This is a genomic window from Legionella sp. PC1000 (assembly GCF_014109805.1).
Classification (GTDB): domain Bacteria; phylum Pseudomonadota; class Gammaproteobacteria; order Legionellales; family Legionellaceae; genus Legionella; species Legionella resiliens.
In genome coordinates this window covers 852,654-865,332 of the sequence record NZ_CP059400.1, presented here as the reverse complement: position 1 = coordinate 865,332, position 12,679 = coordinate 852,654, and the positions used below count along the sequence as shown (strand labels likewise).

Here is a 12,679-nt window from a genome sequence, read left to right as displayed (position 1 = left end):
CTTTTTTATGCGCTCCATGAGCATGTACTTTTAGGTTACTTGCATCAATCATAAGTCATTCATAATCAGACTCGTTAACTAAAATCTCAAGCAAGCGTTCCCATAGCCCTTTACCATGCCAACGACAGAAACGTCTTTGAGAGCTTTTCCAATCACCATAATCAGGTGGCAGATCGCTACATCCATGCTATTAAAATGCACACAAGGTTAACACGTAATCATCGTGTAACGAACCATCCAGTTAAAACGAAGAATAGATTTAATCAATGTGACTGAATTTGTTCGGTGGGTTAATAACGTTTTTAAATAAGAACTAAAATAATTAAATTCAATTGAACCTATGCCTATTTAAACAAATCAGAATGAGAGCCAGTTCTCGATAATCTTAGCAACTGCATACACTCATCCTTAATGACTTTATAAATTAATAGCCAATCAGGGGTGATGTGACATTCACGATAGCCATGCCAATTTCCAGAAAGGTTATGATCTTGATGCTTTGGGTGCAATGGTTCTTCCCTTTGCAATTGCCCCACAATCGAATCGATTAGCTTTCTATCCTTCCCCTGCTTCACTATCTTTTTTAAATCGCGCTTAAATTGAGTGGCTAATTCTAATTCAAGCATTATCTATAGAATCCCAAACATCCTTCATGGTTTTAAATCGCTCTCCTTTACCTGATTCAAGCTCTTTAATTGCATCAAGTGTCTTCTTGTTCGGTATTTTTACCTCAAACGGGAGACCATTTTGAAGACAAACTTGACTATAGAACAGTCGAATTGCCTCGGCTGTAGATAAACCTACTTTATGCAATATCGCTTCCGCCTGCATTTTAAGAGCAGGCTCAATACGAGCATTAATTGTCGCTGCCTTACTCATGTTATTTACTCCAAAATATCTTATAATTAAATTGTATAACAAATGCATTACATTTTCAATTCTCTTTGTTTTTTTTCTCTTTGTTTTTTACCTATCACTAGAGTACAGCCTTGTGATAGCAATGACCTCAATGTTCTGCAAAAAATAATTTCTTATATCACAGCATTTGGCAGATCGTGCTATTTCCATCTCATTAATCATCTTGATCAAATCAGGATTGATGTGAATAAGCGTTCCATTTTTATCGGCAATACAGGAACGTCAAGATAATATGTTTCGTATTCGACTTCATTTATAGGTTTTTATCCCCGATCTTTCACTATAGCAGCAGGTGATTCAAAGTAACCCTCATGCCAATATTTAATGACATAATAACTACTGCATAGCATGCTAATCACAGCAATAATAGCGACTAAAGATCCCAGTACTCTTGCCAATTGTACGCCAGCTCCTTGATTGCGTAGCCCCCAGATAATGAGACTTACACCTAATGAAAAAGCAATTAAGCCCAGCGTCATAGCTGTGTGAAATAGAAACATCATGGCAGATCTCCTTTTCTTTGGCGTTTGTGAAAAAGATGGGGGATAAATGCGGGTGTTTTTGCCGCATAACGTTGATAGGCTTCCCCAAACAACGCTTGCGTTTCTTGTTCTTCTCGGTGAGCAAGACGTACGTAGACGTAAACAAGGATGGGAAACATGATTAAGGTAATAAGCGTTGGCCATTGCAATAAAAATCCAATCATCACTAGAATGAACCCATCGTATTGCGGATGCCGAACGTAGGCATAAAGTCCTGTGGTGGCGAGTTGATTGGTTTTTTGCGCCGCATAAAGGGTACTCCACCCCGAATAAATGAGGTAAAGACCGCCAAAGATGAATACGTTACTCAAGATATGGAATAAGTCAAAATGCGGATCACCTTTCAGCCCTAATAGCGTATGCAGTAGATGACCCGAATCGTGGCCATAGAGGTTAATGCCAGGGTAATGGTTAGAAAGCCATCCGGATAATAAGTAGATGGTTAAAGGAAATCCATACATTTCCGTAAAATAAGCGATGACAAAGGCAGAAAAGGCGCCAAGGCTCTTCCAATCGCGTTTGGATTTGAGTTGAGTAAAACTGAGGGCAAAGAGAATAAAAATGGCTGAGTTAACCATCACTAAAAGCCAAAGACCATAAGCATTAGAATGTTCCATCATCTATCCTTTTCATTCGAATCCAGGTTGTTATCTTTTTTATCATGTTGCGTTTTGTGATTGCTATGTCCCCCATGCCCACCATGAAAAAGATGCATTAAAGGGCATAATAAAAACAACAGTATCCACCAGGGAAAAGCCGCCAAAAAACCGATCACATGGGCTTTGTGTTCTGTGAAAAGGTAATAACCGATAATCACGAAAATGAGAATTAGGATAAATCCACGCGCAGAAGGAAACCCGGATTTTTTGGTCTGTTGGTGTTGGTCATGTTCTGTGTTCATCATCCTTTATCCTTGTTATCTCCACCAAAAAGGGATTCAAATAAGTGTTCCATGAGGTTATTTCGCACATTCCTCACTGCCTCCAATGACGAGCGAACCATCTCACAAAACAGCTGTTCGTTGTTTTTAAATAAATTAGTACCTTCTAGCCTCTGACGATTCGCTTCGACTGCTTTTGCTACCAATAAAATGAGCCGCATGGTTGGATTTATTTTTTCAGAAAAGACATAGCGGCTCAGACGCATGGGATGCGTTTTCTCTAGCCAGAATGTCAGGAGAGGATTACTGATTGCCTGAATCCAAGGTTGACAAAGAGCGCGATAATATGTGTCGTTTGCCTCAGACAGTTTGCGCACCCTCTCGAAGGGTTCGATGGGATTGCTGGAACACAGTTCTGCGAGATCACGTTCTTTAAAGTAAACCTCATATTGCTCCTTGCTACAATCTGGATTGCCTGTTGGGTTGGTGATTATCATTTCATATAAACCGGGTGGTAACTTCTCAATGGCCGCGCAATGTTCCAAAATGGCGCGGTGTTCAAAGCGAACTACTTTGGCTGAAACGAAAATGCCTAAATGACCGATGGTAGGATGCAAAAGATAAATAATGCGTTGCTTGGCTTTTTTTAAATCATTTGTCGTTGGATAGATTCTTCTTAACCAATGCAGGGCTTGATAAGGTGGTGTAATTTCATCCCCTTGCGAAGCAAAAATCACAATAGGGTTATGGATGCGCTTTAAATCATAAACACAATCATGATGAATAGCAATTTCACCTCGCTCTAGTTTATTACCAATAAAAAGATTCTCAACCGTTGCTGTTATTTCCTCTGTGCTGAAGTGATAAAATCCATTCCACCAATGTTCAAAATCTAAAAAGCGCTCGCGCTCCGTGTCAACTGCATCAAAGAGATGGTGGTATTTATCCCAAATGGCGGTAGTGGGGTTTAACAGTTCAAAATTTTGTACAAGCCATGCCCCATCAAGGATTCCATCGTTCAAATCAGTAATGAAACGAGTAAGCCACACACCGCCTAAAAGCCCGCCGAGCAATTGCATGGGATTTACTTCTTCTTCGCCACTGGACCAATAAGAAATGGGAGAGCCATTCATCACGAGTGGGCCCACCAAGCCTGCGCAATCAGAAGCCAGTAACGCCAACATCCAACCCGCCTGGCAATTGCCATAAAGAATGGGTGGTTGGTCTTGATGCCAGGTTTTCACTTGTGCAACAAATTGCTTCATTGTTGCCAATACATCAGCCAATGTTTGATGCGGGATGGGTTGAGGGTAGAACATGACAAAATAAACGGCATGACCCCGATGTAGCGCAATTCCTATTTCAGAATCCCGTTTCATTCCACCAATCCCTGGCCCATGACCTGCCCTTGGGTCAACAATAATGACTGGCGGCTTATTGGGGTCGAAACACTGTTCAAAACACACATCATCAATTTCAAGAATTTTAAGTAGCGCATAATTCGTTTTGGGTTCCAAGGTTCTGCCATCCAGCACCAGCTCATACCTAAAGCACAGAGGTGGTGGCATCCCTTGTTGTTCATGTTCCATCATGTCATTGGCCCGCTGACGAAGTGTGTCGAAAAATAGGACACTTCGCTGCCAATAATCAATGTGATAATGAAACAAATCATTCCAAAGTGGGTAAGATTGAGAAAATACCTCGGTCAATGAGGACTTTTGTTCTTTGGGGATAGCGTCTTTCGCTCGCTTTAAATTATGTTCGTCCATGAAAATACCGTCTCGTTTGCCGCAACAATTAATATATAGCTTAGCACAAAGAACACTTAAACGACTTAGAAAACAATGAGGAGTGGTTACTCGACACCATTGGACTTCAATGCCCTTATCGCACAAAATTGCTAAAAAGAAATAAAGGACATTCATCACTAATAGAAATTCTTGTTTAAAATAAATAACCTTAATTTTAGGGAGGCAAAAATGGCTAGGTTAACCAGGTTAGAAAAAATTACTTTTTTAGTGATAATTTTTACCTTTTTTGTTTGCGCGTGTACTTCTGCGACAACGACAACCAATGAGTCTAAAAGTAATGATAATAAGAATAGCGACAAACACAGTAAAGCATCTGTTGGGCGCGTTTGGGTTGCTCATCCTAGAAGGCACTAATATTTTTTCACCTCCTGAGCAACTCAATTTGCAGAAGAATAGGCTTTGAAAGGCATCGAAAAGCCATTAAGCTTAATGCCAACCAATCCCTCCAGTATTGTGCCCTTCATAGGTATGAGAAACAGTATGTGAATTAGTGGCTTTTGTTGATGAAGCACACGAGGTAAACAGAAGGGTTGAGCTTAATAATATCACTACCCCAATAACTACTTTAAATAGTCTGATAGGTTGCATAGCAATGCTCCTTGCAATGAAATAAGGCGATTATTGAATCAATATAAAAACAACCTGTATCATTAGATAACTTATTATTATAATAGCACTATTAAAAACACGCGCTGCCAATCATTGTCACTTTTTGAAAAAGAGATGAGCGTACTCTAGGTATTGAGTCAATGCTCCTGAAATGAAAAATGACTAATATAACGTGTTGTACAGCATGTTATGCCACACCCCTAGAATCATCGAATAATTAATAAAAGGAGCATTTATCTTTATGTGTACGCCCGAAAGGTTTTGTCACAATAAATTAGATTTAATATAATTTTGAATTAATCAGTTCAACAGATATTGAACACCATAAACCACCTTTTTGGTAATAAAATGGCGTTAGAACTCTTTGAAAATGGAATGACAGGTTAAATTTTATGCTATGATTTACTATATTTTATTGATTCTATAGCTTAATACCAGGGATATCGGTGATGAACGGACTAGAAAAGGAATGCTGCCCCAAGAACATTATATTAACTAAGCAGGAAGAATCTTCAGAACATATAGACTCTTGCTGTGTACCCGATGATGCAGATACTACAGATAATGCCTTTGCTTTTTTCGGTCAGTTATTTCAAGCAAACCTTGCTAAATGGACTGCGGGGATAAGTCCTGCAGCGATAGGCTCTTCCTACTCCACTTGGCTTTGGCAATTAGCACAATCCCCAGAAGTATTATGGGAACTGGCCTTTTATCCTGTTTTTCATGCTAATGATTGCATTAATAACATCATTTGTGTTGAGCGTGCTGCCGGTGGCAAAGACGTACGTTTCAAAAAAGACAGTTGGCAGCCTATGCCTTGGCGTTTATATGCAGAAGGATTTTTGCAGGTGGAGGATTGGTGGCGACACGCCACAACCCATGTGCCAGGATTACCCGACCAGGTGGAGCATACCGTTTCGTTCTGGGCACGACAATTCCTCGATGCCCTATCGCCTTCCAATTGTGTTTGGTCTAACCCTGATTTATTCCATGAAGCCATTCGCACTGGGGGACTTAATCTCATTCAAGGCAGCCAAATCGCTATGGAAGACTGGTTCGAAAAGCTAACAGGCGCACCTCCTACAGGCTCTGAACATTTTATCCCTGGCAAACAAGTGGCGATTACCCCAGGACGGGTAATATTTCAAAATCATTTAATCGAATTGATTCAATACGAAGCTCAGACTAAAACCGTGTATAAAGAGCCCATACTGGTTCTCCCTGCCTGGATTATGAAATACTATATTCTCGATTTATCCCCCCATAACTCCTTGGTAAAGTGGCTTGTTAGACAAGGGCATACCGTGTTCATCATCTCCTGGCGCAATCCAGATAAAGAGGATCGTAATTTAGGAATGGATGATTATTATCGCCAAGGCGCCATGGCTGCGATTGATGCGGTATCAGCCATTCTGCCTCAAACAAAAATTAATCTGATGGGCTATTGTTTAGGTGGCACACTAGCCATGATTACGGCGGCCGCGATGAGTAGAGATAAGGATGAACGCTTAAATAGCCTCACCCTTCTTGCAGCCCAAGGGGATTTTACTGAAGCCGGGGAATTAATGCTTTTTGTTACTAAAAGCCAAGTGGCTTTCCTTAAAAACATGATGGGAGAACAAGGGTATCTTGATACCAAACAAATGGCCGGTTCCTTTCAAATGTTGCGTGCCTACGATTTAATTTGGTCCAAAATGGTTCAAGACTACATGCACGGGATGCGGCGTGGGATGATTGATTTAACCGCTTGGAATGCGGATGCCACCCGAATGCCTTATAAAATGCACAGCGAATACCTTGAAAAACTGTTTTTAAACAATGATTTTGCAGAAGGCCGTTATACCGTGGAAGGAAAACCAGTGGCTGCTGAAAACATTCAGTTGCCACTTTTTGCAGTCAGTACCGAAAAAGATCACGTAGCGCCTTGGCAGTCTGTTTATAAAATTCACCTGATGACGAAGGGTGATATTACCTTCGTTCTTACCGGCGGCGGACATAATGCAGGGATTGTGAGTGAACCAGGTCATCCTGGGCGCTCTTATCGTGTTCATGAGAGCAAGAAAGGTGATGCTTACCTCAATCCTGCGAGTTGGCTTGCGATCGCAAAACAACAAGAAGGCTCCTGGTGGCAAGAATGGCATGATTGGTTAGTGCAGCAATCGGCTAAAAAACGCGTCCCTCCACTGGTCATGAATACCTCACTACCCGCTGCACCAGGTACTTATGTACTGCAGAAATAAAAGGGAAGAAAAATGGACAAGGAGTTTCTTGAGAATGTGACTTTTGATGAGCTTACGGTGGGCCGTCAAGCGAGTCTAAGTAAAACACTCACTCAAGACGACATCAATTTATTTGCTGCCATGTCAGGCGATGTGAATCCTGCTCATATGGATCCGGTGTTTGCCCAAAGCGATATTTTTCATGGTATTGTGGGTCATGGCATGTGGTCTGGCTCGCTGATTTCAACACTTCTTGGTACTGTTATACCTGGTCCAGGCACCATTTATCTTAAACAGGACATTCAATTTAAAAAGCCAGTGCGTTTAGGGGACACGATCACCATCACCATCATCGTCAAGGATAAGGGTGCGAATAAGCCCCGTGTGATTTTTAATTGCAAGGGTGTGAATCAGCACGGGGAAACGGTCATCGAGGGCTTGGCAACCGTGCTTGCGCCAACGAAAAAAGTACGGGTTGCACGGACTCATTTACCGTCTATAGAAATACATAACCACGATCGCTTCGAGGCGATAATCAAAGCGTGTCGCTGTATAGGTGCTGTTCGCACGGCCATTGTGCATCCGGTTAGTATGAGTGTCATGGAAGCGGTGAACGATGCGGTAAAAGCAGGGCTCATTATTCCCATTTTGATTGGCCCTTTGGTCAAAATGAAGACTGCAGCTCAAGAGGCAGGTATTGATTTATCACAGTGGGAAACGATTGATACGGAGCACAGCGATGCCGCAGCAAGCAAGGCTGCCGAATTGGCATCTTCCGGCGAGATTGATGCCATCATGAAAGGCTCATTAAGCACTCATGAATTAATGGGGGCTATTGTACCCACCGCCTCGGGCTTACGCACGCAACATCGTGTGAGTCACGCCTACGTCATGGATATCCCTTCTTACCACAAACCACTCATCATTACAGATGCTGCGATTAATATTGCCCCTACTGCCACCGACAAAGCGGACATTTGCCAAAACGCCATTAATCTTTGGCGAGTATTGTTTGGCGAGGACAAGAAGCCCAAAGTAGCCATCCTGGCCGCCATCGAAACCGTCAACCCTAAGATGCAAGCCACGGTTGATGCTTCTATTTTATGCAAAATGGCTGACCGAGGACAGATAAATGATGGCATTCTTGACGGTCCCTTGGCTTTTGATAATGCGATTAACAAGGAGGCAGCCAAAGAAAAAGGGATTATTTCTCTCGTGGCAGGCGATCCGGATATTCTTTTGGTTCCTGAAATCGAGTCTGGGAATATTTTGGCCAAGCAATTGACTTTTTTAGGTCATGCGGATGCTGCCGGAATTGTTTTGGGTGCTCGTGTTCCAATCATTCTGGTGAGCCGAGCAGACTCACTTCGAACGCGGCTTTTCTCTTGTTCCCTGGCTGTTAAGCTGGCGGCAGCTCGAAAGGAAGGACGAATCAAATGACTGCAATCAAAGCAGCCAGTATTCTTGTGATTAATGTGGGCTCTTCCAGCGTCAAATTTCAGCTTTTTTCAAGACAATTAAACCCGCAACTTTTAGCTCAAGGGAAGGTAACTGATATTGGCGGGAGACCTTCCTTTATAGCCACCGATGCCATGCTAAACCCGGAGAATAAGCTGGCTGACAAAAAAATACTTTCTGATAATTGCTCGCACGAAGAGGCTTTACGCCGTATTTTGGATTGGCTTGAGGAGTGGAGTGAACAGTGGCAGATGACTGCAGTTGCTCATCGCATTGTGCATGGTGGAACCCTCTTTAAAAGCAGTGTGCTAATCAATCCACACGTCATGCAGAAATTATGGGCATTAGCCCCATTGGCTCCTTTACACCAACCCCATAATCTCAAAGCCATTGAGTTCATCGGTACTCTGAAACCAGAGGTACTTCAAATTGCTTGTTTTGATACAGCGTTTCATGCCCATCATAAGGCTTTGTTCACCGAGTATGCATTGCCACAAAAGATAAGGGAACAAGGTGTTCGTCGTTATGGGTTTCATGGATTATCGTATGAATGGATTGTTCACACCTTGCGGCGATATGAGCCGTCATTGACTGAGGGACGGCTTATTGCAGCCCATCTTGGCAATGGAGCGAGTTTGTGTGCCATACACCGTGGAATAAGCGTTGATACGACGATGGGCATGACAGCCCTGGATGGATTACCCATGGGAACTCGTTGTGGGAGTCTAGATGCCGGAGCTGTGACGTTTATGATGCGTAATCTAGGTTTGTCTATCAATGAGATTGAGTCCCTTCTTTACAATGAATCAGGGCTTCTTGGTTTATCGAGCCTAAGCAATGATGTCAAAACCTTGCAAGACAGCAAAGATGCAAAGGCTCAATTTGCATTAGAGTATTTCTGTCTTAAAGCTGCCCAATTCATGGGGATGATGGCAGTAACCCTAGGTGGGGTGGATGCCATCGTGTTTACGGGCGGTATTGGTGAGAACTCAGCCTTTGTGCGAAGCACTATCTTGCGTCATGTGACATTTCTTAAGCCTTTTGAAACACGGGTTGTTGCAGCCAATGAAGAACGCATGATGGCAATTCATGCCATGTCACTTCTTGAACGTCAAACGGGAGTAAAAGCTGATGGAGAATAAAAAAGGATTGATTGTTGGAATTGCCAATGAGCACTCCATCGCTTGGGGTTGTGCCAAAGTATTACATGAAGCGGGTGCTGAACTAGCCATCACTTATCAAAATGAGAAAACCAAGGGTTATGTACAGCCTTTGGCTGAAAAAGTGTCATCTCCTATTGTTATGCCTTTGGACGTGACGGATAAGGAACAATTTGATGCCCTATTTCAGAAAATAAAAGACTGCTGGGGTCGTCTTGATTTTGTTATCCATGCGATTGCCTTTGCACCAAAAACTGATTTACAAGGTCGTGTTGTCGATTGCTCGAAAGATGGCTTCATGATGGCGATGGATATTTCTTGTCATTCGCTCATCCGATTGGCAAAAGCCGCTGAACCACTGATGGTCGATGGAGGGAGTATTATGACCATGAGTTATTATGGTGCTGAAAAAGTGGTTAAAAATTACAATCTCATGGGACCTGTTAAAGCGGCTTTAGAAACCTCTGTGCGCTATCTCGCCATGGAACTTGGCAGTAAAAAGATTCGAGTCAATGCCATTTCTCCAGGGCCAATAAGCACTCGTGCGGCCTCAGGTTTAGCTGATTTTGATAAGCTGATGGAACAGGCGGCAAAGGAAGCGCCCTTGCATCAGCTGGTTACAATAGAGGACATTGGTGAAACAGCCTCTTTTTTGGTATCCAATAAAGCCGCCTCCATTACCGGTCAGATCCTTTATGTGGATGGCGGTTATAATATCAAGGCCTAATAAACCAAAAGTAACTCCAAATTGACGCTTAGTTATTTACATGTATTGCCCGCCATTGATATCAAAATTAGCACCCGTGATAAAGCCACTTTGTTCATCAGCAAGAAAAGCGACGACCCGAGCAATTTCTTCAGGCTGCCCTATTCGTCCAACTGGAATTTGGGCAACGATTGCTTCTAAAATATCATCTCTCATGGAGGCGAGCATCTCCGTTTTAATATAACCAGGGGAGACCGTATTCACCGTGATCCCTTTCTTTGCGACTTCTTGCGCGAGACTTTTGGTGAATCCGTAGAGTGCTGATTTACTGGCAGCATAATTACATTGCCCAAATTGACCTCTGCGTCCATTAACTGAAGAAATCGTGATAATACGCCCATAACCATTATCCAGCATGTTGGATAATGCGGTTTTCGTCATATTAAAAACGCTATTTAAATTAGCATTAATGACTTCTTGCCATTGTTCCGGTGTCATTTTTTTCAAGCTGGTATCATGGGTAATGCCTGCATTATTAACTAGAACGTCAATTTTGCCGTACTTCTCTATCACCAAATCCGTTAATTTTTCACAATCATTGAAGGAAGAAATATCCGCATAGGCAATGTCGATATCAAATCCTTGCGTGGATTGTTTTTTCTGCCATTCTCTTGCTAATTCGTGATGGCCATGTTTGAAGTAGCAAGCAATCACTTGATAATTGAGGTTTTGCATTTCTTGACATATGGCTGTTCCAATGCCACCAGTTCCTCCCGTTACTAAAGCAATTCGTTTATTCACCTTCCTTCCTCCTTGATTTGGTTATTTAATTATTTAACGAGTTCAACGTCCTCTGCTTGCGGCCCTTTTTGTCCTTTGCCTACTTTAAACAGAACGGTTGCCCCTTCGGGAAGGGTTTTAAAACCGCTACTTTGTATGGCACTGAAATGGACAAAATAATCCTTGCCACTACTTTCAATAAAGCCAAAGCCCTTGCCTTCATTAAACCATTTTACTTTACCGCGAATTTTATTTGTCATTTTGGTTTTTTCCCTGATGATTTTAGTGCTTTATAGTGTCATGCTACATGATTCTCTGTGTCAATAGTCAGTATTTTAGCTCAGCAATCCTGGATTTTTTTATTCTTTCTAAGTCATGGGGTTTTAAAACCAAAAGACATAATCAAAAGAACTGAGGAGAATTATTGCTTGTCGCATCCCTTTCTCAATTAATTGAATCAGAGGGCTTAGTTTCTTCTTCCATCTTTTTCAATGAAACAACTTTATCACACTGAATCTCAATGGTATTTATTTTACGTGTTGATACACCCCAGCATCTTATCCTTTTTCCATCTATATTCATTGATAGGATATGAATAATCAAATTTTTTCCATAGGTGTTATCTATTTTAATATCTTGAGTATTACTTGTTTTTGTAGTAATTCTCCCAATTGAATTTCCATTACGATGGAACTCTATTAATATCTCGATATTGGATAAAGATACATTTTTTATTTTGGAATCTTTATGATATTTAATATGATAGGATTCCATGCCTGCATAGGCGTTTATTTCTGTGAAGAAAAAAATAACAGTAAGAATAACCTTAAAAAGGCTCATTTTTTCTATTTTAGACAGTCTGATATGCTTCATGCGAGTCATGCCCCCTTATTTTTTTGATATTCCAATAAAAATTTTCATGTGCCCCAGTTCTATAAAGTTAATATTAATCCTTCTTCTGCGTACATATAATCCCTCCAAGTTTAGACTACACAAAACAAATTTTTGAGGGGCAATGAACGTAAGTCTGATTCAGAGTATCCTTTGACAATATATAACCCAATCATTAATGCATCGTATTCTACTCCTCTGTTCTGCGTCACTGCAAAAATGTGCAGTGACGCAGAAAACCAACCTTGATTTTACCCAGTAAAATCAACACATTCAGTCATTTTGTCCTGGCGCGATTCACGCGTCAGGACAAAATTCTTCTCCTTAAACCCTTGCGCAGCAAGCACCGCTTTGATAGTTTTAAATAAAGCATAACTGATGAGCTGGTGCGATTCCGGCGAAACGTCTTCTGACGTCTTATGCAACGCCACTTCATTCCCTAACTCTGTGGCTGGACGTTTAGTCGGGAAAACCATCTAGGAATCTCTGTCATCCGGCAGGGCAACTCCCTCGGGAGTTTAAGTCAATTTATTTCAATTTGACCATGGACTTGTGATAAGGCCCATTGTCTTGTCATTTTTATTAATCAACTAATAAGGAGAAAACACCGACACAAAAAACTGCTGTAAACAGGCGAGATCGTTTGCCATATAACGATTGTTTTGCCCCCCTACTTCGAGCTTACGGCTTTTGCCGGGTTTCATC

At 41.7% G+C, this 12,679-nt stretch carries 16 protein-coding genes and 1 pseudogene; 5 read left to right on the top strand and 12 right to left on the bottom strand.

Annotated elements, in window-relative coordinates; genetic code table 11:
- Nucleotides 1–58: 58 nt before the first annotated feature.
- The 7 genes and pseudogenes from FOLKNPGA_RS18840 to FOLKNPGA_RS03755 all read right to left on the bottom strand — a co-directional run.
- A pseudogene (locus FOLKNPGA_RS18840) lies at nt 59–175 on the bottom strand (IS5/IS1182 family transposase); the annotation flags it as partial.
- 169 nt (nt 176–344) lie between these two features.
- A complete protein-coding gene (locus tag FOLKNPGA_RS03780; protein ID WP_058441828.1) occupies nt 345–626 on the bottom strand; it encodes a type II toxin-antitoxin system YafQ family toxin in 282 nt (93 codons plus the stop codon).
- Nucleotides 619–879 (bottom strand): type II toxin-antitoxin system RelB/DinJ family antitoxin, encoded by a 261-nt coding sequence (locus tag FOLKNPGA_RS03775; RefSeq protein WP_058441829.1) that lies wholly within the window; start codon nt 877–879, stop codon nt 619–621. Before FOLKNPGA_RS03775 ends, FOLKNPGA_RS03780 begins: the two co-directional genes overlap by 8 nt.
- A gap of 302 nt (nt 880–1,181) precedes the next feature.
- Nucleotides 1,182–1,421 carry a hypothetical protein gene (locus FOLKNPGA_RS03770; RefSeq protein ID WP_058441830.1) on the bottom strand — a complete coding sequence of 80 codons (240 nt, stop codon included), beginning with the start codon at nt 1,419–1,421 and terminating at the stop codon, nt 1,182–1,184.
- Nucleotides 1,418–2,077: an isoprenylcysteine carboxylmethyltransferase family protein gene (locus FOLKNPGA_RS03765; RefSeq protein WP_182352751.1), complete on the bottom strand. Its 660-nt coding sequence runs from the start codon at nt 2,075–2,077 to the stop codon at nt 1,418–1,420. The genes FOLKNPGA_RS03770 and FOLKNPGA_RS03765 overlap by 4 nt, the downstream gene beginning before the upstream one ends.
- Nucleotides 2,077–2,364: a DUF2933 domain-containing protein gene (locus FOLKNPGA_RS03760; protein WP_370529181.1), complete on the bottom strand. Its 288-nt coding sequence runs from the start codon at nt 2,362–2,364 to the stop codon at nt 2,077–2,079. Before FOLKNPGA_RS03760 ends, FOLKNPGA_RS03765 begins: the two co-directional genes overlap by 1 nt.
- Nucleotides 2,361–4,109: a DUF3141 domain-containing protein gene (locus tag FOLKNPGA_RS03755; RefSeq protein ID WP_131793449.1), complete on the bottom strand. Its 1,749-nt coding sequence runs from the start codon at nt 4,107–4,109 to the stop codon at nt 2,361–2,363. The genes FOLKNPGA_RS03760 and FOLKNPGA_RS03755 overlap by 4 nt, the downstream gene beginning before the upstream one ends.
- 210 nt (nt 4,110–4,319) lie before the next feature.
- Here FOLKNPGA_RS03755 and FOLKNPGA_RS03750 point away from each other — a divergent pair, with 210 nt between their 5' ends.
- On the top strand, nt 4,320–4,505 hold the full coding sequence (locus FOLKNPGA_RS03750; RefSeq protein ID WP_131793442.1) for a hypothetical protein: 186 nt from the start codon (nt 4,320–4,322) through the stop codon (nt 4,503–4,505).
- 72 nt (nt 4,506–4,577) lie between these two features.
- Here the strand turns inward: FOLKNPGA_RS03750 and FOLKNPGA_RS03745 are convergent, their stop codons facing one another.
- The gene (locus FOLKNPGA_RS03745; protein WP_010652816.1) at nt 4,578–4,739 is read right to left on the bottom strand and encodes a hypothetical protein; all 162 of its coding nucleotides are present in this window, start codon (nt 4,737–4,739) and stop codon (nt 4,578–4,580) included.
- A 470-nt stretch (nt 4,740–5,209) separates the two neighbouring features.
- On the opposite strand from FOLKNPGA_RS03745, the gene FOLKNPGA_RS03740 reads away from it, so the two are divergent.
- The 4 genes from FOLKNPGA_RS03740 to fabI are packed head-to-tail and all read left to right on the top strand — an operon-like array spanning nt 5,210 to nt 10,324.
- The gene (locus FOLKNPGA_RS03740; RefSeq protein WP_131793441.1) at nt 5,210–7,000 is read left to right on the top strand and encodes an alpha/beta hydrolase; all 1,791 of its coding nucleotides are present in this window, start codon (nt 5,210–5,212) and stop codon (nt 6,998–7,000) included.
- Between the two features lie 12 nt (nt 7,001–7,012).
- A complete protein-coding gene (locus FOLKNPGA_RS03735; RefSeq protein WP_058441832.1) occupies nt 7,013–8,419 on the top strand; it encodes a bifunctional enoyl-CoA hydratase/phosphate acetyltransferase in 1,407 nt (468 codons plus the stop codon).
- Nucleotides 8,416–9,579 (top strand): acetate/propionate family kinase, encoded by a 1,164-nt coding sequence (locus FOLKNPGA_RS03730; protein WP_083500882.1) that lies wholly within the window; start codon nt 8,416–8,418, stop codon nt 9,577–9,579. The genes FOLKNPGA_RS03735 and FOLKNPGA_RS03730 overlap by 4 nt, the downstream gene beginning before the upstream one ends.
- The gene (gene fabI, locus FOLKNPGA_RS03725; protein ID WP_058441833.1) at nt 9,569–10,324 is read left to right on the top strand and encodes an enoyl-ACP reductase FabI; all 756 of its coding nucleotides are present in this window, start codon (nt 9,569–9,571) and stop codon (nt 10,322–10,324) included. The genes FOLKNPGA_RS03730 and fabI overlap by 11 nt, the downstream gene beginning before the upstream one ends.
- Nucleotides 10,325–10,360: 36 nt before the next feature.
- On the opposite strand, the gene phbB is transcribed toward fabI, so the two are convergent.
- From phbB to FOLKNPGA_RS03705, 4 genes are all read right to left on the bottom strand, one after another.
- Nucleotides 10,361–11,104: an acetoacetyl-CoA reductase gene (phbB, locus tag FOLKNPGA_RS03720; protein WP_010652811.1), complete on the bottom strand. Its 744-nt coding sequence runs from the start codon at nt 11,102–11,104 to the stop codon at nt 10,361–10,363.
- A gap of 29 nt (nt 11,105–11,133) precedes the next feature.
- Entirely contained in the window at nt 11,134–11,343 is a 210-nt protein-coding gene (locus FOLKNPGA_RS03715) for a cold-shock protein (RefSeq protein WP_010652810.1), read from the bottom strand.
- Nucleotides 11,344–11,527: 184 nt separating this feature from the next.
- A complete protein-coding gene (locus tag FOLKNPGA_RS03710; RefSeq protein ID WP_010652809.1) occupies nt 11,528–11,956 on the bottom strand; it encodes a hypothetical protein in 429 nt (142 codons plus the stop codon).
- A 269-nt stretch (nt 11,957–12,225) separates the two neighbouring features.
- Nucleotides 12,226–12,450, bottom strand: coding sequence for a hypothetical protein (locus tag FOLKNPGA_RS03705; RefSeq protein ID WP_010652808.1), 225 nt, complete (start codon nt 12,448–12,450; stop codon nt 12,226–12,228).
- Nucleotides 12,451–12,679: the final 229 nt, after the last annotated feature.

Bases quoted from the DNA above. Each gene is read 5' to 3' on its own strand.
- FOLKNPGA_RS03780 (WP_058441828.1), bottom strand. From the start codon at position 626: ATGCTTGAATTAGAATTAGCCACTCAATTTAAGCGCGATTTAAAAAAG.
- FOLKNPGA_RS03775 (WP_058441829.1), bottom strand. From the start codon at position 879: ATGAGTAAGGCAGCGACAATTAATGCTCGTATTGAGCCTGCTCTTAAA.
- FOLKNPGA_RS03770 (WP_058441830.1), bottom strand. From the start codon at position 1,421: ATGATGTTTCTATTTCACACAGCTATGACGCTGGGCTTAATTGCTTTT.
- FOLKNPGA_RS03765 (WP_182352751.1), bottom strand. From the start codon at position 2,077: ATGGAACATTCTAATGCTTATGGTCTTTGGCTTTTAGTGATGGTTAAC.
- FOLKNPGA_RS03760 (WP_370529181.1), bottom strand. From the start codon at position 2,364: ATGATGAACACAGAACATGACCAACACCAACAGACCAAAAAATCCGGG.
- FOLKNPGA_RS03755 (WP_131793449.1), bottom strand. From the start codon at position 4,109: ATGGACGAACATAATTTAAAGCGAGCGAAAGACGCTATCCCCAAAGAA.
- FOLKNPGA_RS03750 (WP_131793442.1), top strand. From the start codon at position 4,320: ATGGCTAGGTTAACCAGGTTAGAAAAAATTACTTTTTTAGTGATAATT.
- FOLKNPGA_RS03745 (WP_010652816.1), bottom strand. From the start codon at position 4,739: ATGCAACCTATCAGACTATTTAAAGTAGTTATTGGGGTAGTGATATTA.
- FOLKNPGA_RS03740 (WP_131793441.1), top strand. From the start codon at position 5,210: ATGAACGGACTAGAAAAGGAATGCTGCCCCAAGAACATTATATTAACT.
- FOLKNPGA_RS03735 (WP_058441832.1), top strand. From the start codon at position 7,013: ATGGACAAGGAGTTTCTTGAGAATGTGACTTTTGATGAGCTTACGGTG.
- FOLKNPGA_RS03730 (WP_083500882.1), top strand. From the start codon at position 8,416: ATGACTGCAATCAAAGCAGCCAGTATTCTTGTGATTAATGTGGGCTCT.
- fabI (WP_058441833.1), top strand. From the start codon at position 9,569: ATGGAGAATAAAAAAGGATTGATTGTTGGAATTGCCAATGAGCACTCC.
- FOLKNPGA_RS03715 (WP_010652810.1), bottom strand. From the start codon at position 11,343: ATGACAAATAAAATTCGCGGTAAAGTAAAATGGTTTAATGAAGGCAAG.
- FOLKNPGA_RS03710 (WP_010652809.1), bottom strand. From the start codon at position 11,956: ATGAAGCATATCAGACTGTCTAAAATAGAAAAAATGAGCCTTTTTAAG.
- FOLKNPGA_RS03705 (WP_010652808.1), bottom strand. From the start codon at position 12,450: ATGGTTTTCCCGACTAAACGTCCAGCCACAGAGTTAGGGAATGAAGTG.